The sequence below is a fragment of the Marinobacter sp. AL4B genome (assembly GCF_019916045.1).
In the GTDB taxonomy this organism is placed as follows: Bacteria; Pseudomonadota; Gammaproteobacteria; order Pseudomonadales; family Oleiphilaceae; genus Marinobacter.
Genome location: NZ_JAILWZ010000013.1, coordinates 756,564 through 774,911, shown reverse-complemented (window position 1 = coordinate 774,911; position 18,348 = coordinate 756,564). Strand labels below are relative to the sequence as shown.

Genomic DNA, 18,348 nt, shown 5'->3' with positions numbered 1-18,348 from the left:
AATCAAGGGTTAGTGCTTTTTCTTGGGCCGTTCGACCACTTTGCGCTTGCCCTTGGCTGTTTTCGCCAGAGACTTCAGCCCATCGGGCTCAAACGCATCAACGCGAATCACGTCGTACAAGGCGGTCAGGGCCTCTTCCAGTTTCGGACACTCATCAGCAGTCACGATGCCTTGGGCACAGGCCCAGTCCACCAGTTCTTTGCGCTGGTGGCCCATCAACAGAGCAATTCCATCGAGCTCATCCTCATTGCGGTTACGAATGGCTTCGTGCAGACGCTGGCGCATCTCATGGGTTTCGTTGGCCAGCCGGTATGCATTCAGCACTCGCCCTAACGGGTCGTTCGGGTCTTCAGTGGTAAAGGTGCCGCGGCTCACCCGCTGGCGTGCAGGCGTGTCGTCGACGATGGTGGCGGCCACTTTCGCTCCCAGCTTGTCATCCGGGCCGTTAAGGCCTGTAGCACCCAGTGGGAAGACCAGAATGCGCAAGGGCCAGCGAAGCGCCGGAACCGGGAAGTTGATGATCGCTTCGCGCATGGAGTTTTGCAGGTCATGCAGGCAGGTTTGCAGGCTCCATTCCACCAAATCCCGCTGATCCTCCGGGTAACCTTCTTCGTGCCATTGCTTGATCACGGCGGTGGCGTAATACAGATGCACCAGACAGTCGGCCATACGGCCAGACAGCCGTTGACGGGCTTTCAGGCCACCGCCTACCGTCAGTAGCGTTACGTCGGTCATCATGGCGAAGGCTGCCGAGAACCGGCCAAGCTGGCGGTAATAGCCTTGGATATCGCCCTGTCTGGGAGCGGTTTCCAACAAACCTTTCGTTAGGCCCAGTACGAAAGCCCGCAACGAATTTCGGGTGGTGTGAGCCAGATGGCTGTAGAAAATGTCGTCGAATTTCTTGGTCGCGGCCTCTTTATCGTCCATGCCAGCGGCTTCGATCTCATCCACAATGAAGGGATGGCAGCGGATGGAGCCTTGGCCGAAGATCATCAGGCTGCGGGTCAGGATGTTCGCGCCTTCTACCGTGATGCCGATCGGCACCGCTTGATAGGCGCGAGCCAAGAAGTTGCGAGGACCGGTGATCACCCCCCGGCCTGCAACAATGTCCATGGCGTGGTTGATGACTTCGCGCATCAGGTCGGTGTTGCGGTACTTCAACACGGCCGAAGGCACGGCCGGGCGTACGCCACGGTCAAGCATCCCCACGGTGAGCAGGCGCGCGGCATCCATCATGTAGGTGTAGCCAGCGATGGGTTCCAGAGCTTCCTGAACCCCTTCAAACTGACTGATGGTGCGGCCAAACTGTTCACGGGAAAGGGCGTAAGAGCCGGTGGCCAGGCTGGCCAGTTTGCCAGCTCCGGTGCCCAACGCCGGAAGCGAGATTGAGCGGCCGATGGAAAGGCATTCCAGCAACATGGTCCAGCCTTTGCCGAGCATATCTTGCCCGCCAATAACCTGATCCATCGGAATGAATACCTCGGTGCCCCAGGTCGGCCCGTTCATAAAGACCGTATTCATCGGCAGGTGGCGTGTACCGGCGTGCACACCCTCGGTATCTCGGGGCACCAGCACACAGGTCACGCCAATTTCGTCCTGTTCGCCGAGCAAGTTTTCCGGGTCATAAACTTTGATGGCGAGGCCTATCAGTGAGGCAACCGGGGCCAACGTGATGTAGCGTTTGTTCCAGGTGACCTTCAGGCCCATCACTTCTTCGCCGTTCCATTGTCCTTTGCAAACAATGCCTTTGTCCGGGATGGCCCCGGCATCAGAGCCCGCAATGGGCGAGGTCAGGGCAAAACAAGGAATCTCTTCGCCGCCGGCGAGGCGGGGCAGATAGTGTTGTTTCTGGTCTTCGGTGCCGTAGTGCATCAGCAACTCGCCCGGGCCTAGAGAGTTAGGCACCATAACGGTGACTGCGGCCGACACACTGCGGGTAGAAATTTTCATGACGATTTCGGAATGGGCGGTGTTGGAGAAACCCTTGCCGCCGTCTTCTTTGGGGATTACCAAGCCGAAAAAGCCGTTCTTGCGAATAAACGACCAGGCTTCTTCCGGCAGGTCGTAGTTTTCATGGGTGATCTGCCAGTCATCCAGCATGTTGCAGAGCTCTTCCACCGGGCCGTCGAGGAAGGCTTGTTCTTCACTGGTGAGGTGCGCCGGAGCCGCATCCAACAGCTTGTTCCACTCCGGTTTGCCTGAAAATAATTCGCCGTCCCAGTCTACCGAGCCAGATTTCAGGGCTTCTTCTTCAGTGGAGGAAAGCTTTGGCAACCGGCCCCGTACCCAACCGAGTAAAGGGCGGCTGAGTTTTTCCCGGCGCAGGTCGCTGGGCATAACCACCAACAAAGCGAGCGCCAGTAACAAACCGCCGATTAGAAAACTGAGAATGTGCCAGTCGTCTTGTGCCACGCCAACCAAGGTGGCTGCTGACATAATAATTGCAGCGGTTTTTCCGCCTATGCTGAAATAAATCAGCACCAAAGCACTGAGAACAAGAAGCAGAACGCTCAAGGGCAGACCTCCGTATCGGTTTTGAAATCAGCAAGCTGAACTCTAACCATCGGCCAAAATATAGGTTGTTGCAAGTTGCCTAGAGGTAACCTGCCGCAAACACCAGGCCCAGCACGATGGGCATTACCCCCAGGCTGCCCAGATTGCTGATCAGTACCAGTGAGGCGACCTTGTGGGGTTCCTGGCGATACTGTTCAGCCACCATGTAGTTCAGAACCGCCGGGGGCAGGGCGGCAAACACCCAAAGTGTCGCTACCTGAAGGCCCGGAAGGTCGAGCACAGCGATGAGCGGCCACGCCAGCACAAGGCCGCTTAGAGGGCAGGCGATGGCGCCGATTACACCCAGCTTCCAGTCGCTGAAGTCGACGTCCAGCATGCGTACGCCGAGGGCGAACAACATCAGCGGAATGCACACACCGCCGAGCATGTTCAGGGCTTCCAGTAGCCAGCTGGGTAGGGCCACGCCGCTGAAATTCACCGCAAGGCCGGCGATGCTGGCAAAGACAATGGGCTGGCGCAGGCGTTTCAGCACCGAGGTGTACGGGTCCAGCATGTACAGACCGACGGAAAAATGCAGCAGCATTTCGACAATGAATAGCACGATGGCCGCGGGTAACGCAGCCTCTCCGAAAGCCAGCACCAGCAGCGGAATGCCCATGTTGCCTGAGTTGTTGAACATCATTGGCGGCAGGAAGGTTTTCAGGTTCAGGCCTAGCACCCGGGCTAACGGGTACAGGATGATGCCGGAGCCCAGCACCACCACGGTTGCGGCCAGCGCCAGCCAGCCGTAATCCTGCAAGGGCGCTTGCTGGTCGGCCAATACGGCAAACACCAACATGGGCACAAACAGCTCCATGTTGAGCACATTAAGGCCTTGAATATCCGGCGTGCGGTAACGCCCGTACAAAGCTCCGCAGCCTGCAATCAGGAATACGGGTAGCATGGTGGCCAGTATTTGCGCGATCATAAATTTTCCGGTGCGGACTGTGTTAAAACTAGGCAGGTTCGCAATTCTGAACGGTTTCGACAAGTAGCTGTTAGTAAAGCTAATGGGGAATGACGGTAGCTATGGATTTTGACCAGCCGATACAACGAGAAAACACCGCCTCGGTGAAATTTGATGTGCGTAAGGCGGTGTTCGGCCGTGACGATGTGATTCCGGTGTGGGTCGCGGATATGGATTTTTCTGCGCCCGAGGCGGTAACCGCCGCTTTAAAGGCTCGGGCTGCGCATCCGGTGTACGGGTATACGATTTTTCCGGACAGCCTTTACCAATCCATCATTGATTGGTTTGCCGAACGCCACAATTGGCAGATCGAGAAAGAATGGATTCTGATGGCGCCGGGTGTGGTGCCATCGTTGCATGCTGCTTGCATGGCTTATGCTGCGCCCGGCGAAGGGGTGATCATTCAGCCGCCGGTGTACCCTCCGTTCTTTAGTTCCGTGCAGCAGAGTGGCCGGGTGGTGATCGAAAACCCATTGGTGCAGGACGCGGAGACCGGCCAATACCGCATGGATCTGGAGCACCTTGAGCAATGCGCCGCCCGGCCGGACGCGCGCATTCTGATGTTTTGCTCACCTCACAATCCGGTGGGCCGGGTGTGGACCGAAGACGAGTTAAAAGCGGTTCTTGATATCGCCCGTCGGCATCAACTGTTGGTTCTGACCGACGAGATTCATTGCGATTTGGTGTATCCGGACAAGCCCGCTCACACCATGCTGGCCCGGCTGGCGGGTGAGAGCGATGCGCTGGTCACGGCCATTGCGCCGAGCAAAAGTTTCAACATGCCCGGTTTGGGTCTATCAGCGTTGGTGATTTCAGATGCTGAACGCCGCGGGGCCATAAAAGCGGTGTTTGATTCTTTGCATGTGCCTCAGTGTAATCCCTTCAGCGTGACGGGCTTTGAAGCCGGTTACCAACAGGGAGGTGAATGGCTGGATCAGCTGATGGTGTATCTGCAGGCTAATCGGGACTACGTGCTGGAACAGGTTGCTACGCGCTGGCCCGGTATTCGGGTGTCAGCGCCGGAAGGTACTTATCTGATGTGGCTAGATTGTCGCGAGTTGGGGCTGGACGATGCCGGGTTGAAACGTTTCTTTGTGCAACAGGCGGGCGTGGGCATGAACCCAGGCATCACCTTTGGCGAGCCAGGTAGCGGCTTTATGAGGCTCAATATTGGTTGCCCTCGAGCCGTATTAGAACAGGTAATGGCCCGTGTGGAGTCGGCCCTGGCGCAGTGGTAACGCAGGCTAAACCGGCGGGCGCCGGCCTACCCGGGTTGCCAGCAGCAGCCCGGACAGTATCAAAGCACCGCCGATCAGATGCGCTGAGCCCAGTGCTTCGTCCAGAAAAACACTGGCCAGAACCGAGGCAAACACCGGTACCAGATACATGAAAATGGCCGCTTTGGCGGGGCCGATCAGCTTCACGCCATAGTTCCAGAAACCATAGGCCAGAATGCCGGGGAAGATGGCGAAATACAGTAACGGCAACGCCGTGTCAGTTGACCAGCTGAAGCCACCGGAAAAGAACAATAGATCGACAAGGTAGAACGGAAACAGTACACAGCTGCCCAGCAGAATCTGGGTAGTCAGAAAGGTCAGGGGTGGCAATGGCACGGCTTGCCGCCGCAGCAATACCGAAAATAGCCCCCAACTGGCCACGGCCGCCACCATAATCAAATCGCCGGGTTGTGCCTGCAGATTCAGCAGGATCGACAGATCGCCCTGTGCCACCACCGTGACAATACCCAAAATTGCGAACCCAATGCCTAACGCCTGCAGTGGGCGGGTTTTGTCGCCCAACAAGATCCAGGCAAGTAGGGCCACGAAAATGGGAATGGTGGAGTTGATCAGAGCAATGTTGGTGGCGGTGGTGGTCAGCGCTGCGTAATACAGCAACGAATTGAACGCCGCCACACTGAAGGTGGCCAGGGCCAGCATAGAGCCGAGGTGCTGGCGAATCACTCGCCGGTGGCGCCAAACGCCGGGTAGACCGAAAGGCAACAGAATGCACAGGGCGATCACCCAGCGCCAGAACGACATGGAAAGCGGCGGAATGCTGTCTACCGTACCCCGTGCGACCACAGCGTTGCCCGCCCAAAACAGGGGCGTCAGTACTAAACCGATATAGGCCAGCCCCGGGGTGCGGGGCGCGATGCCAGCGTTCTCTGCAGCCACGTCATTATCCTTCTGGCTCGATGCATTAAACGCCTAGCATACTACTCTCCTGGAACTTCTGCCTCTGTACCAATGTGGTAGGCCGCAAAGCCTGCCATCACCACTTGGTCTACCGCCATACCGATCACGCGGCCGTTGGCATCCGAGCGAATTGGGTATTGCTCGTTGGTGATGGGGTCTGACACGTACCCGAGGATGTCCCCTTCGGAAATACGATCGCCCAAGGCGACTTCGCTGAACAGAATGCCGCCGTGCTGGGCGCGAATCCACAGCGAATCGTAGTACACGGGCTGCGGGTCACCCCAAACAAACATCCGGGAGATCATGCCGTGTTTTTCCATCAGGCTGTTGAGGCTGTTTACGCCGGCTTTGATCTGGTGTTCCTGAATGCGCAGCGACTCGCCGGCTTCCAGTGTCACCGCGCGGATGCCCGCGTTGACCGCGGCGGTTCGTAACATGCCACCAGAACCTGAGCTGTGGACAACGGCCATGCGATCAAAGCCCTTGGTGAATTCGGCGACTTCGGGGTCGTTCATGTCGGCACGCAGCTGCGGCAGGTTGGTGCGCTTGAGCGAGCCGGTGTGGATGTCCACCAACATGTCGCAATGACGGATGACACTGTTGAACAGAGAGTGTGCGATGCGGTCTGCCAAGGTGCCGTCGGCACGGCCTGGAAAGTAACGGTTCAGGTCACGGCGGTCGGGCAGATAGCGGGTGCCTTGCTGGAAACCGGTAAGATTTACGATGGGCACACCAACGACTTGGCCACTCAGTTTGGCGGGGTCCAGGTCGTACATAGCCCGCCGAACAATTTCGATGCCGTTCAATTCATCGCCGTGAACAGCGCCGGTCAGGCACAGAGTCGGACCAGCGTGAGCGCCGTTCACCACCAGAACCGGTGTAATCTGGGAAAGCCCGGCAATTTGAATGTTTGGCGACCAAGCAAGACGGGTCGAGGTGCCGGGCAGCACTTCTTTACCCAGTATGGCGAAGGTTTCCGAAGGAATGGGCTCGGCTTCAGTCACCTCTGGCTCGATTTCTTCGGTCGGAGCCGGCACTGGGGGTTCTGTAGAGTCTGTCGCCGCGTTTTCCGGTGCGGGTTCTGGCTCGGGTTCAGGCTCAGGCATGGGCGCGACTTCTTTGAGATCCACATTGGGGGCAATCTTTCGCGGCTGCTTGGGTTTGGTTGCAGTGGGTTCCGCGTCAGCCTTCTTTGTGGTGTCGGGCTCTGCAGTTTTTTTGGTCTTCGACGATGCCTTTTTAGTGTCATGCCGGGGCTCGGATTGAACCACGTCTTCTACACTTTCATCCTCCGCCAACTGGGCGACCAGAGGAGCCGGCGGCTCGGAATCCGCCTTTGAATTTTGGCTATCGGCCACGGCACCCACGGATGTCATGGATAGAACCAAGTAGGCGAACCATGTGGGGGTGGTGCGGTTGTGATGACGTTGAAACAGCATAAATCCTCGAGTACTTTGACCAAACGGGCCTAGGATAGGGCTCGCAGCGAGTAATGAATACGGCTGTGAAGAAGCTGTAATGCCACTTTCATGATTCTGGTCCGAATTCTGGCTGCTGATTGTGTATAACTGAACTATCTTTCAATCATAAGACCGTTATACCGAGACTAAGGAGAGAACTGTATGGACCTTTTGCGTATTTTGATTGCTATTCTGTTACCGCCACTGGGGGTGTTTTTACAGGTGGGCATCGGAAAGCACTTCTGGATCAACATCCTACTGACCATTCTCGGCTATATCCCGGGCATTGTTCATGCGGTATGGGTGATCGCTAAAAAATAGCCCAGCGATTACGCCGGGCTTACGGTATGCCAGAGATTTTCTTTTTGGTAGGCCCGATGCTCGGCTTCCAACTTCAGAAGATGTGCCAGCGCGGAGCGGGCAGCCAGCCCGTGTATTGCGGCTGGCACATCGTCGTAGGCTTTCGCGGTCAAATCTTTCAGGGATACCGGTGCCAGCGCTTCCAGCGCCCGGAACACCTTATGCTCCCGTGACAGGCGGTGGGTAATCAGATAATCCACCACAGCTTCTGGCTGACCCATAAGAAACCCGTGTGCCGGGGCAATGAACTGAATCTTTTCTTCCAGCAATTCGTACAGCGATTCCACATAAGCTTTCATATCGCCGTCCGGCGGATTAATCACCACGGTCGAGCCTTGCATGATGTGGTCACCGGAAAACAGCAGGTCTTGGTCTGTTAGTAAATAACACAGGTGATTCGAGGCGTGGCCGGGGGTGTGGATAACTTTCAATACCCCGGCTTCGGTGGCGATCAGCTCTCCGTGTTCAGGGATATCATCCGGAGTGAATGCGGTGTCCTGCGCGGCACCTTTCGGCGCTGGCCAGCCGAAAACCCGGCAGTTGGCGCGTTCTTTCAGCAACCGGGTGCCGGGAGAATGGTCGAGATGGGTGTGGGTGATCACTACCTGATCCACCGCACCGCCGGTCACCTCCAGAATACGTTCAATATGGCTTTCATCGGCCGGCCCGGGATCGAGCACAGTAAAACGATCGAAACCGAGAATGTAGGTGTTGGTGCCGGGGCCTGTCATCATTCCCGGATTCGGCGCGGTTAATCGAACCACCCCGGCCGCCACCTCAACCGGTTCACCCGGTGTAATCTGCGCCTGCACCGAGCCTGCACCTTCCGGGTCCAGTTTTACGGCTTCGTCGTAAGCCGGTGCGTTCGGCTCAAGAAAAACCGGTTTGCCTTTGCGAATCGCTGGCCAGGGATCGGTCGGGAAGGGCTCTGGCGGGTTGGCGTGGGCGTAGCGCATCAATTCAGCTGTGGTGTCGAAGTCGCACAGCACCCGCAACGTGCGGATGGTGGGGAGCCCCAACAAGCGCTGCCCGGCTTTGTGTTCCGCCAATGCTTGCGTCGGTGAAATCCAGACGTGATCAATGGTTTCCGAGCCGTCGTGGCTGGCAATTTGCCCTTCGGGCGCGGCGGCGACAAAGAAGCGGGTATCAAACCGGCGAGGCGGTCCCGGTGGCGTGACCCAGTGGCTCAGATACGCCAAATGGTCGAGCGGCAAGGTTAGCTCATGCTTCTTGCACAAATCCGCCAGGCAAATGGTTTCCTGGAATAGCGCGTCCCGATCTGCGTGTACCGGGTGGTCTGCCCCGATCAGTTTTCCGGTTTTGTCCAGGGCCAGCAGAACGCCGGACTCTTCAAAGCATTCCCGAACCGCGGCTAGCATGTAATCCACTCCGCCACCTTCCACCAAACTCATGGTCTGGCTGATGGCGGAGTCTTCCACACCGATCGCATGATCCCGGCACTCGGTCTCCTCCACATTCACGGCTCCGCCGGGGAAGACGTAATAACCGGGCAGGAAAATGGCCTCCCAGGTGCGTTGCAGCAGGAGGACTTCAATACCGTTCTCGCTATCACGAGTCAGGGCCAAAGTGGCCGCAGGACGAATGCTCATAGATCACTCTTTTCGTTATTTTCGGCACGTGCATAAGTTGCCGGTATGGCTTGGGGGAAGGCTTTCCAAAAACCGCTCCTTCGGCACGTCCATGTGACGCTTCTGCTCCGCCATCCATGGCTACGCACATTTTTGGAAAGCCTTCCCCCAAGCCATCCCTACTTCTGAGCCAGAACGCAGAAACAGAAACAGAAACCAAGATACCCGATACCGACGTAAGATGAGAAGTCACAAGCGCAAGGGTATGATGCGTCCACTTCAAAAACGATCGTTAAACAGGACACCACCGTGGCAAGAATCAAACTGGAATTTCCGGACGACGCCTTCAGCTTCGAAACTCTGCTGCCCGTTAGAATCAGCGATATTAACGGAGCCAATCATTTGGGCAACGATGCCCTGATCTCCATGCTCTCGGAGGCCCGGGCGCAGTTTTTGGTGGCTAATGGCATTAAAGAGGCCGATCCGAGCGGTAACGGCATTATTGTTACCGATCTCGCCACTATGTATCAGGGTGAATCGTTTTACCCGGATATGCTGCGCTTTGACGTGGGGCTGATGGATTTTAATAAATACGGTGGCGACTTCGTGTTCCGGGTGACCAAGGCCGATAGCGGTCAGCCGGTTGCGCTGGCGAAGTACGGTTTTGTGTTCTTCAACTACAACACCCGTGAAGTCACGCCGGTGCCGGAGAGTTTCCGCGCGAGGTTTGCATAAAAAGGTAGGTCAAAAAACAACCGATGGCGCGGGCGCGCCATCGGTATCGGGGTCAGTCGTGTGAACAAATCATTAGCTGGAGAGTTTGTTCCACTCTTCTTCGGCCTCTTCTTTTTTCAGGCCATACTTTTCCTGAAGCTTGCCGATAAAGTTGTCTTTCTTGCCGCCGATTTCATCAACGTCGTCATCGGTCAGCTTGCCCCATTGTTCGCGCACTTTACCTTTCAGCTGTTTCCAGTTGCCTTCCAGAATGTCGTTATTCATAACTTTATCCTCGTCTTGAAAATAATTGCATGAATTACGAGCTAAAGGGGCAGGTGATCCTTAATCCTATACCGTATGCCTGTGTTCGCTTCCCGTATAGCGTTAAAGGGAAGTGGCGGCCTTTAGCTCAAGGTAAAACTATGCTGCTTTGTCGTTGAGCTGTGCTGCTCAATAATCAGGCTGGCATAGGTGTTTTGCTCTGACAACCTGTGAGCTGTCTGCGGCAGAATTTGCGTGAGCGCGCGTTCTGTTATCCCACTGAAAAATGGCAATTTTTATCCCGTGTTACGACTTTGTGAGCTTGTCGTAAGGTGGTTGCTTAAAAGCTTTCCCACCTGTCCTTTGCCTTGTCTGGAGTCTACTGGCCCGCGCTGCGATCTAACGATTTTTGTCCCTGACGGTAGAGGCTGTAAGCCATGATGCCCGCGAGCAAGTTGCCAATAAGCGCTCCGGTCATCAGGCCGGGTAGCCCGCCGATTTGTGAGCCTATCCAGAGTAAGGGCAGGTAGCAGCCAAACAGGCGCAGGACAGATATCAAAAGTGCGCGCATGGACATGCCGAGTGCGTTGTTGATGGAGACCATCAGGATGCACACGCCTAGACCGCTGTAGCTCAGCGGCACGCGCAGCAGGTAACTGACCAGCACGTCTTGCACGTTGGCGTCTGAGCTGAACAAGGTGGACACAACGCCGGAGACGCCAAGCCACACCAGTCCGATGAATAACTGCCAGCCGATGATAAAGCGCGCAGCAATGCGCACCAGTTTGCGGATTTGATCGATTTCTCCCGCACCCAGCAAGCGTCCGACCATGGGAGGCATGGACATGGTGAGTGCCAGTACGACCACGATGGAGAAAAATTCCAGCCGGGTGCCCAGGCCCCAGGCGGCTACTGCGGATGAGCCGAAGCCAGCGACCAGGGCTGTGGCGAGTATGGCGGCCAGTGGCGGCATGAGTTGGCTGACCATGGCGGGAGCCATGATGCCACCCAGCTGTTTCGCTGCTTTGAGTAATTGCAGTTGGAGCAGGTCGAACCTTAGCCACTGGCGTTTCAGTAGTATTGGGTACATAACGAGGCCGCCAATACTGAAGGCGGTGATGGTGGCCCAAGCGGCACCGGGCAGGCCCCAGCCGAATACGAAAATGTAGAGGGCATCCAATGCGATGTTGAGCAAACTGCTGACGATCATCATGTAACCAGGCAATCGGGTATCGCCGTTGGCCCGGCTAATGGAGTAGCTGAAGTAGACCATGGCTCCGACCCAGGCGGAGGTGAGCCAGGGTGCCCAGTATTCACGGATGACTGGGCGTAGCGCCGGCTCGGCGCCAAGTAAATCGAGTATTACGCTTTGCAGTAACCACACGGAGATGCATAAGGTTAGTGCGAGGCCGGCTCCGACGGCGATGACGAGGCCGCCAAGGCGTTGTGCTCGCTGGTCGTCACCCTGGCCTAAGGTTCGGGAGATGATGGCGGTGGTGGCGATGCCGAGGCCGACGTACATGCCGCTGACGAGTTGCTGCATGGGTACGGTGAAGCCCAGTGCCGCGAGTGGGTCGCGGCCAAGTTGGCCGACGAAGGCGCTGTCGGTGAGTTGGAATGTCATCAGTGAGAGGACGCCGAACAGCATGGGCCAGGTCATGTGGTAGAGCTGGCGGCCTAGGGAGGCGTTTTGCAGGGCTTGTTGCACGTTGGTTTTGGGGCCTTCGGTTGGGTGTTTGGCGCAGATTCTAACAGGTCATGGGTTTGGTGCATCTGCTCCGCCATCCATAGCTGCGCACATTTTTGGAAGGCCCTCCCCGCACGACTGCTTCGGCACCGGAGATGTTTTCTCCAGTGCACGAACAGTGCGTATAGCTGCCAGCTGGTTAGAGCACTTTCAATGCAGCTTCGTAATCTGGCTCGTTTTTGATTTCACTGACCAGTTCGCTGTGGATAACTTTGTCGTTTTCGTCCAGAACCACAACCGCACGAGCACACAGGCCGGCTAGGGGGCCGTTTTGGATGCCTACGCCGTAGTCTTGCTGAAAGCTGTAGTTACGGAAAGTTGAGAGGGTTTCAACGTTGTTCAGACCTTCTGCACCGCAGAAGCGGGATGCTGCGAAAGGCAGGTCGGCGGAGACGACCAGTACGACGGTGTTGTCCAGGTTGCCGGCTTTTTCGTTGAATTTACGGGTGCTGGCAGCACATACGCCGGTGTCGATGCTGGGGATGATGTTCAGGATTTTACGCTTGCCTGCCCAGTTGTCGAGTTTGACTTCTTCCAGACCGCTGCTGGTCAGGGTGAAGGGGGCGGCGTTGTCGCCGGCATTTGGGAAGGTGCCGCTGAGTTCGATCGGGTTTCCGTCCAAAGTTACGTTGGTTGGCATGTTTTGCTCCCATTGTTGGTTTTGAGTTCGTGTACTTACCCTGTTTAGCTTAAATCGGATGAGTTTTCATCTTTGTTATTCGTTGGACTGGATATAAATAGTCTGAGGGGCTTGATCAGGGTAACGCTGAACAAGGAACAAGTAGGCGAACAAAGCCAGTGCCGCGCAGGCGGTGATGATGGTCGCCATGACTAAGGGGGTGCCATCGTGTAGGTGGCCGACTAAGGCGCCTGCAGTGGCTGCGGCGGCCATTTGGGTGAAGCCGAGCAAGGCCGAGGCGGAGCCGGCCATTTTCGGGAAGTTGGCCAGTGCCCCGGCCATGCTTTGAGGCAGGATCATACCCAGTGCGGCCATGATGGCGGCTTGCGGCATTACCACGGCCCATGGGCTTTGGACTTGGCTGTAGGCCAGTGCCGTCATGATCGCTCCGGAGGTGAGGCCGCCCAGCAGACCAAAGCGCAGGATTTGATCGGGCTCGTACCGGTTCGCTAAACGAATCGAGGTGATGTTGCCGAGCAAGTAGCCTGCGGCCGGCACGGCGTTGTAGAAGCCGAAATGCTCGGGGGGCACGCCAAGTACCTCAATTAACACGAAGGCAGAACCCGACAGGTAAGCGAACAAGCCGCCGTAGACGGCAGCGCTGGTGAGTGCATAGCCGATGAAGGTTGGGTCGGTGCTTACTAACCGGTAGTTGCGCAATAGGCTGCACAGGCGGAATGGCTGGCGGTTTTCTGGTCGCAGAGGTTCCGGGATGCCGAAGGCGATGACGGCAACCATGATCAGGGCATAGGCGGCCATGACGATGAAGATCCAGTGCCAATCAAAGATCGCGACGATGAAACCGCCTAATGTGGGCGCTATGGCTGGTGCCAGGGCCATCATGCCGGCGAGCATGGCGAGGATTTTGGCGGCTTCTCGGGGGGTATAAACATCTCTGACAATAGCTCGGGCAAGTACTGGCCCAGCGGAGCCGCCCAAGGCTTGCAGAAATCGGAACAATTGCAGCGTTTCGATATTTGTGGCCAGTGCACAGCCGATGCTCGCCAGAGCGAACAAAAGCATACCGCCTATCATGATGGGTTTGCGCCCGAAGCGGTCCGCCAATGGCCCGCAGATTAATTGCGCGAAGGCAAAGCCCGCGATGTAAATGCTCAGTGTTAACTGAACTTGTGCGGTGTTCGCACCAAAATCGCTGCCGATTTGCGGAAATGCAGGCAAATACATGTCGATTGCCATGGGCGCGAGGGCAACGGCTGCCGCCAATAATACAGTTGTCCAGATACTTGTCAGTGCGAGCATTGCGATTTTGACGCCATGTTGAGGGTTGCGAGGCGAGTGTGGGGGTGTCCTTCCAAAAATGTGCGCAGCCATGGATGGCGGAGCAGAAGCGTCACAGGGATGTGCCGAAGGAGCGGTTTTTGGAAGGACACCCCCACACTTGCCGTCTGCTGAGGAGATGAAGTCTAGGGGGCGAAGGCAGAAAAAATAACGGTCAGATTTTCATTTAATATATGAATGAAATCGATTGATTAGTCGTTCAAACCATTCATGGTCGCCGCGACTGAGTTCACCTGGTTGCGAAGCCAGCGGTGGGCGGGGTCGGTTTGGTGTCGACGGTGCCAAAGCATCAGCAGGGTGAAGGGGTTGTATTCAAACGGCAGCGGCACGTGGGCGAAATCACGCATCAGCTGGGTGCTCATTCGCTCGGGCGCCGAAGCGAGCATGCTGGTGCCTCGCAACAGTTCGGGCAAGCCCGAGAAATTAGACACCGTCACCGTGTTCTTGCGCTGAACGCCCCGGGTATCCAGAGTGCTGTCCAGAGCGGGTCTTTCGCCGCTGGAAAACAGCACGGTGATGTGGTCCGCCTTCATGTAATCGTCCATGCCCACGGGTGCTTCGCGCATGCTCGGGTCGAAGAACACCACAATGCGATCGGCCATCAAGCCTCGCTGCATGATGTCGGTGGCCTCCGGGGCGTGGGGGCTGATCACCAGATCGCAGGCTTCTTTTCGGAGCATATCGGGGTTGGGAATGCCTGAAGGAATCACCTGTAAATGAATGCCCGGTGCCTGCTCTCGCAGGATTTTCACCAAGCCTGGTAGCAGCAGGTCCCGCTGGTAATCGTTAGCGGCAATGGTAAAGGTGAACTCGGCGGTGGCCGGGTCAAACGGGGGGCCTGAGGGCAGGGTGCGAAGGTCGTCCAGCAGGTGGCGAATGTGAGGGCCGGTGCGCAGCGCGTATTCGGTCGGCACGATGCCTCGCCCTGATTTTACAAATAGTGGGTCACCGAAAGCCAAACGCAGGCGGTCCAAGGTGTGGCTGACCGCAGATTGGCTAACGCCCAGGCGAACGGCCGCGCGGGATACGCTGCTTTCGTCCAACACGGCAATAAACGTGGCCAGCGATCGAAGATCGAGATTTAATATATCAACGGATTTCATCGATTGGAGTTTAGGGCAGGGTGCCCGGATTGTCACGGCGCACCCTTATACCAAACTCCGCGAGAGGCTCAGTTCGAGCGAGCGGCCAGCCATTCCGCCAATTCCAGCCAGCTAGCTTTTGGCGCTTTGCTGCCAGCCAGAATGCCCATGTGCCCACCGGGCGCTACCCGGAAAGTTTTATCCACAGAGCTAACGTGGTCCATGATGCGCTTGGCGGCGCCAGGTGTTGCCAGGGTATCGGTTTCCCCTGCGATGGCCAGTAGATTGGCGTTCACGTTCGCTAAGCGCGCAAAGTCGTCGCCGATCTGGATTTGCCCTTTCGCCAGTTGGTTGTCAATCCAGACGCGAACCAGAGTGTCCTGAATAACGCCGCCAGGGTAGGCAACCATTTTGTCGAGGAATGCCGAGGTCGTGGCGTGGTTGGTGACGAACTCCCGGTCTCCCAAGCGCACCAGCAACTCCCAATAGCCCATGGCGCTGCCAATCGGATTGGTCAGTTTGAAACCAAGGGTGTTGGCCCAGCCCGGGGTGTGGAACCAGTGCGGTTTTACTTTATGGATGTGGAAACCGGTGCGTCGGTATACCGCCCCGGAAATGTCGGCCAGCCGCTGGTACATCATGCCGAGAATGCCAGACGCGTGGCTGTCGATGGGCAGGCCGACAACGATGGCGTTGCGAATGTGCTGGTCCTGGCTGAGTGCCGAATAAAACATGGTGAACATGCCGCCCATGCTCCAACCGTGCAGCGATAATTCTTGCTCGCCACTGTGTTCGCGCACGCGGTTCAGGTATTCGGGCAGAAATTCGGCAACATAGGTGTGCAAGTTGTAGTGGGTATGTTCCCGTTGTGGGATGCCCCAATCGATTAAATACACCTCAAAGCCCTTGGCACGAAGAAAGCGCATCAGACTGCGGGTCGGGAACAAGTCGTAGATCAGCATGTTCACCGCCAAGGGTGGAATGATCACGATCGGGGTTTTGTGTGTTGAGGGCTCGACCGGGATCGTCATGCCGTCTATTTCAATGGAATCCTCTTCCAGAGGCGGATAGTAACGTAGGCTGACGAGCCCATTGGTGTGCAGGGTTTCGAACGGCGTTTGTCCAGCCTGTACCAAACTGGTGGCTTTAAAAACGCGATCGAAGGCGTTGCTAGCGTAGTGCAGGCCTTTGTGGGATAAACCGGAGGCTGTGTTGAGAGCTAGCTTTAGTGGCTTCAGCATAGGTGTTTCCGTGGAGCTTCAGAGTCAGAATGCGTTAAGCGTAAGGCTGAATAAATATTCAGTCCATGGCGAAATTGTCATTTGGTGCCGGCGAAAGGGTCACGTTTGGCCACTGCCCAAGGCCCCTGCGGATTGCTATGATGGCGCATCTTTTGGCGACAATAATCAAAACAGGACCACCATGCTCAGTTTTCTGCCTGCTCCTCTTATCGGTGTCATCAACTCCATTCTTTTGGCCATCAATACGGTGTTTTGGTGCGTGCTGTTGTATATCCCGGCACTGCTAAAACTGGTGATTCCCCATAAAGGCTTCCGGGTGCTTTGCACCAAGCTGATTATCTGGATCTCGGAATCCTGGGTGGCTTGCAATACCGGGTGGATGAAACTGACTCAAAGTACCAAGTGGCAAGTGAGTGGTGCGGATAATCTGAAGCGGGAAAGCTGGTATCTGGTACTCAGTAACCATCAGAGCTGGGTCGACATTTTGGCCATGCAGCGCGTGTTTAACCGTCGGGCACCGTTTCTAAAGTTTTTCCTGAAACAGCAACTAATCTGGGTACCGGTGATTGGCCTCGCTTGGTGGGGGCTCGATTTCCCGTTTATGAAGCGGTACACCCGGGAATACCTGATCAAGCATCCGGAAAAGCGTGGTGAGGATTTGAAGGCCACTCGTAAGGCTTGCGAGAAATTTCGATATACCCCGGTCAGCGTGATGAACTTTTTGGAAGGCACTCGCTTTACCAAGGCCAAACACGATAAACAGAATTCACCGTATCAGCATTTGTTAGTGCCTAAAGCGGGCGGTGCTGCGTTTGTGCTGGATGCGATGGGTGATTCCATCGAAACGCTGGTGGATGTCACCATCGCTTATCCGAAAGGCGCGCCAAGCTTTTGGAATTTCCTGTGCGGCAAGGTGCCTGAGATCCAGATGGATATTCGAACCCAAAATATCCCCGGACATCTGAACGGACGGGATTACAGCAACGATGCTGAGCACCGTCAGAACATGAAGACGTGGTTGGGTGAGATCTGGCAGGCGAAAGATGAGCGGTTGACGAAGATGCTGTCCAACCGCTCCAAAGGCGATAATTATTGAGAATAGGCCAGAAGTGTGGCGAACTCGGGATAGATCTGGCTGGTCGCCGTCATGACGTCGTTGAAATTGGGGTCCGAGCCATGCTCCGCTTTAAGGTAACGAGCCATATCGGCAAGTGAGCGAAAGCTCATGTCGGATGTCGATCTGACATACTCCCAGCCGCCAATGCTATCGATGGCAGTGCTCCGCCCTGCTTCCTTGCCGACTTTTGAACCAATCATGCCGCCGAGGAAACTGCCAAAGGGAACAGACTCCAGCACTTTGTTGGCGGCATAAGCGCCAGCCACTGCTCCCACGGCACTGCCTGTTGTCGCACCAATGTTGGCATTTATCGCTTTGTTGACCCATTCAGCGGTGACACCATCGCTGGTATAAGGACTCATGAACTGGCCAGTGTTGTTTCGGATGACCAATTCTTTTTGTGCTTCAGCTGCCGCTTTCCGTTTCATCTTGGCATTATGCTGTTTCAAAGCGAGGTAGCTTTTCCCCGTTCCTAGTGCTCGCGTGAGCGCGACGTCCTTGGGTGAATCTCTGCCAGAGCGCAGAATCGTCAGCGAAACGTCTGAGCCGGGAGTGCCGCGAATCAGCCAAATCATTTCAGCTAGCGACAGGTCGTTCACCGGGTAAACTGGTTCGTTTGGAGAGGGCTGAATGGAAAGGATCTGGTCACCCTCTGATATTGCGCCGCTGGTGAGGGCTGGGCCATCCGGTGCGAGCCATGTGACTATGGTCCCGTCCTCTGTTTTCTTAAGAGAGGCACCGATCACTCCGTCGCCGGGTTTATCGGCTTCGGCGATCGGATGGCTGCTGACATCGGAGTGTCTAAAACCACGCCCTTCGTCTTGACACCACCAAGTGTAATTGAACGATTCGGGGACATGGGTTACCGCAGTGTTTTTGGGATAAATCCGAATTTCGTCGCCCATAGAGCCATATCGTATACACAGGGTGAGCCCCGCTTCTAAGCGCTGGTATGCGTTCATCTGCGCGGGGTCCGAGGGCTTTTCAGGAGCGCTTGCACAACCACTCAAAGCAGCGGCTAACGGAAGCAGCCATAAAACCGGTTTTATTCGCAAAGTCATGCAGCCTTTCTTCCCTTTAA

At 56.2% G+C, this 18,348-nt stretch carries 16 protein-coding genes; 4 read left to right on the top strand and 12 right to left on the bottom strand.

The features are described 5' to 3' along the window. Positions 1 to 9 precede the first annotated feature (9 nt). Positions 10 to 2,514, bottom strand: coding sequence for an acyl-CoA dehydrogenase (locus K5L82_RS13880; RefSeq protein WP_223134547.1), 2,505 nt, complete (start codon positions 2,512 to 2,514; stop codon positions 10 to 12). 79 nt (positions 2,515 to 2,593) lie between these two features. Further along, positions 2,594 to 3,481 (bottom strand): AEC family transporter, encoded by an 888-nt coding sequence (locus K5L82_RS13875; protein ID WP_223134546.1) that lies wholly within the window; start codon positions 3,479 to 3,481, stop codon positions 2,594 to 2,596. A gap of 101 nt (positions 3,482 to 3,582) precedes the next feature. On the opposite strand from K5L82_RS13875, the gene K5L82_RS13870 reads away from it, so the two are divergent. Beyond that, positions 3,583 to 4,758 (top strand): MalY/PatB family protein, encoded by a 1,176-nt coding sequence (locus tag K5L82_RS13870; protein ID WP_223134545.1) that lies wholly within the window; start codon positions 3,583 to 3,585, stop codon positions 4,756 to 4,758. Between the two features lie 6 nt (positions 4,759 to 4,764). On the opposite strand, the gene K5L82_RS13865 is transcribed toward K5L82_RS13870, so the two are convergent. Together K5L82_RS13865 and K5L82_RS13860 are read right to left on the bottom strand one after the other, a co-directional pair. After that, a complete protein-coding gene (locus tag K5L82_RS13865) occupies positions 4,765 to 5,694 on the bottom strand; it encodes a DMT family transporter (protein ID WP_223134544.1) in 930 nt (309 codons plus the stop codon). Between the two features lie 41 nt (positions 5,695 to 5,735). Then, the gene (locus K5L82_RS13860; protein ID WP_262492657.1) at positions 5,736 to 7,154 is read right to left on the bottom strand and encodes a succinylglutamate desuccinylase/aspartoacylase family protein; all 1,419 of its coding nucleotides are present in this window, start codon (positions 7,152 to 7,154) and stop codon (positions 5,736 to 5,738) included. A gap of 183 nt (positions 7,155 to 7,337) precedes the next feature. On the opposite strand from K5L82_RS13860, the gene K5L82_RS13855 reads away from it, so the two are divergent. Beyond that, positions 7,338 to 7,496 (top strand): YqaE/Pmp3 family membrane protein, encoded by a 159-nt coding sequence (locus K5L82_RS13855; protein WP_004581060.1) that lies wholly within the window; start codon positions 7,338 to 7,340, stop codon positions 7,494 to 7,496. Positions 7,497 to 7,504: 8 nt separating this feature from the next. Here the strand turns inward: K5L82_RS13855 and K5L82_RS13850 are convergent, their stop codons facing one another. Continuing rightward, complete coding sequence (locus tag K5L82_RS13850; RefSeq protein ID WP_223134543.1) at positions 7,505 to 9,145, bottom strand: MBL fold metallo-hydrolase; 1,641 nt, start codon at positions 9,143 to 9,145, stop codon at positions 7,505 to 7,507. A gap of 288 nt (positions 9,146 to 9,433) precedes the next feature. Between K5L82_RS13850 and K5L82_RS13845 the strand changes: the two genes are divergently transcribed. Beyond that, positions 9,434 to 9,859, top strand: a complete 426-nt coding sequence (locus K5L82_RS13845; protein WP_223134542.1) for a thioesterase family protein — start codon at positions 9,434 to 9,436, stop codon at positions 9,857 to 9,859. 72 nt (positions 9,860 to 9,931) lie between these two features. Here the strand turns inward: K5L82_RS13845 and K5L82_RS13840 are convergent, their stop codons facing one another. From K5L82_RS13840 to K5L82_RS13815, 6 genes are all read right to left on the bottom strand, one after another. Beyond that, positions 9,932 to 10,123 carry a CsbD family protein gene (locus tag K5L82_RS13840; RefSeq protein WP_133007034.1) on the bottom strand — a complete coding sequence of 64 codons (192 nt, stop codon included), beginning with the start codon at positions 10,121 to 10,123 and terminating at the stop codon, positions 9,932 to 9,934. Positions 10,124 to 10,481: 358 nt separating this feature from the next. Next, positions 10,482 to 11,810 (bottom strand): MATE family efflux transporter, encoded by a 1,329-nt coding sequence (locus K5L82_RS13835; RefSeq protein WP_410505862.1) that lies wholly within the window; start codon positions 11,808 to 11,810, stop codon positions 10,482 to 10,484. Positions 11,811 to 11,988: 178 nt separating this feature from the next. Next, positions 11,989 to 12,489, bottom strand: a complete 501-nt coding sequence (gene tpx, locus K5L82_RS13830) for a thiol peroxidase (protein ID WP_133007036.1) — start codon at positions 12,487 to 12,489, stop codon at positions 11,989 to 11,991. A gap of 75 nt (positions 12,490 to 12,564) precedes the next feature. Further along, positions 12,565 to 13,788, bottom strand: a complete 1,224-nt coding sequence (locus K5L82_RS13825) for a Bcr/CflA family multidrug efflux MFS transporter (protein ID WP_223134540.1) — start codon at positions 13,786 to 13,788, stop codon at positions 12,565 to 12,567. Positions 13,789 to 14,018: 230 nt separating this feature from the next. Then, the gene (locus tag K5L82_RS13820) at positions 14,019 to 14,930 is read right to left on the bottom strand and encodes a LysR family transcriptional regulator (RefSeq protein WP_223134940.1); all 912 of its coding nucleotides are present in this window, start codon (positions 14,928 to 14,930) and stop codon (positions 14,019 to 14,021) included. A gap of 68 nt (positions 14,931 to 14,998) precedes the next feature. Further along, positions 14,999 to 16,150: an alpha/beta fold hydrolase gene (locus tag K5L82_RS13815; RefSeq protein WP_223134539.1), complete on the bottom strand. Its 1,152-nt coding sequence runs from the start codon at positions 16,148 to 16,150 to the stop codon at positions 14,999 to 15,001. Between the two features lie 181 nt (positions 16,151 to 16,331). Here K5L82_RS13815 and K5L82_RS13810 point away from each other — a divergent pair, with 181 nt between their 5' ends. Beyond that, on the top strand, positions 16,332 to 17,246 hold the full coding sequence (locus tag K5L82_RS13810) for an acyltransferase (protein WP_223134538.1): 915 nt from the start codon (positions 16,332 to 16,334) through the stop codon (positions 17,244 to 17,246). On the opposite strand, the gene K5L82_RS13805 is transcribed toward K5L82_RS13810, so the two are convergent. Continuing rightward, complete coding sequence (locus K5L82_RS13805; protein WP_223134537.1) at positions 17,240 to 18,328, bottom strand: S41 family peptidase; 1,089 nt, start codon at positions 18,326 to 18,328, stop codon at positions 17,240 to 17,242. The genes K5L82_RS13810 and K5L82_RS13805 overlap by 7 nt on opposite strands. Positions 18,329 to 18,348 lie beyond the last annotated feature (20 nt).

Excerpts from the sequence above, each read along its gene's own strand:
- K5L82_RS13805 (WP_223134537.1), bottom strand. The coding sequence starts at position 18,328 with ATGACTTTGCGAATAAAACCGGTTTTATGGCTGCTTCCGTTAGCCGCT.
- K5L82_RS13825 (WP_223134540.1), bottom strand. The coding sequence starts at position 13,788 with ATGCTCGCACTGACAAGTATCTGGACAACTGTATTATTGGCGGCAGCC.
- tpx (WP_133007036.1), bottom strand. The coding sequence starts at position 12,489 with ATGCCAACCAACGTAACTTTGGACGGAAACCCGATCGAACTCAGCGGC.
- K5L82_RS13850 (WP_223134543.1), bottom strand. The coding sequence starts at position 9,145 with ATGAGCATTCGTCCTGCGGCCACTTTGGCCCTGACTCGTGATAGCGAG.
- K5L82_RS13815 (WP_223134539.1), bottom strand. The coding sequence starts at position 16,150 with ATGCTGAAGCCACTAAAGCTAGCTCTCAACACAGCCTCCGGTTTATCC.
- K5L82_RS13820 (WP_223134940.1), bottom strand. The coding sequence starts at position 14,930 with ATGAAATCCGTTGATATATTAAATCTCGATCTTCGATCGCTGGCCACG.
- K5L82_RS13855 (WP_004581060.1), top strand. The coding sequence starts at position 7,338 with ATGGACCTTTTGCGTATTTTGATTGCTATTCTGTTACCGCCACTGGGG.
- K5L82_RS13875 (WP_223134546.1), bottom strand. The coding sequence starts at position 3,481 with ATGATCGCGCAAATACTGGCCACCATGCTACCCGTATTCCTGATTGCA.
- K5L82_RS13870 (WP_223134545.1), top strand. The coding sequence starts at position 3,583 with ATGGATTTTGACCAGCCGATACAACGAGAAAACACCGCCTCGGTGAAA.
- K5L82_RS13840 (WP_133007034.1), bottom strand. The coding sequence starts at position 10,123 with ATGAATAACGACATTCTGGAAGGCAACTGGAAACAGCTGAAAGGTAAA.
- K5L82_RS13810 (WP_223134538.1), top strand. The coding sequence starts at position 16,332 with ATGCTCAGTTTTCTGCCTGCTCCTCTTATCGGTGTCATCAACTCCATT.
- K5L82_RS13860 (WP_262492657.1), bottom strand. The coding sequence starts at position 7,154 with ATGCTGTTTCAACGTCATCACAACCGCACCACCCCCACATGGTTCGCC.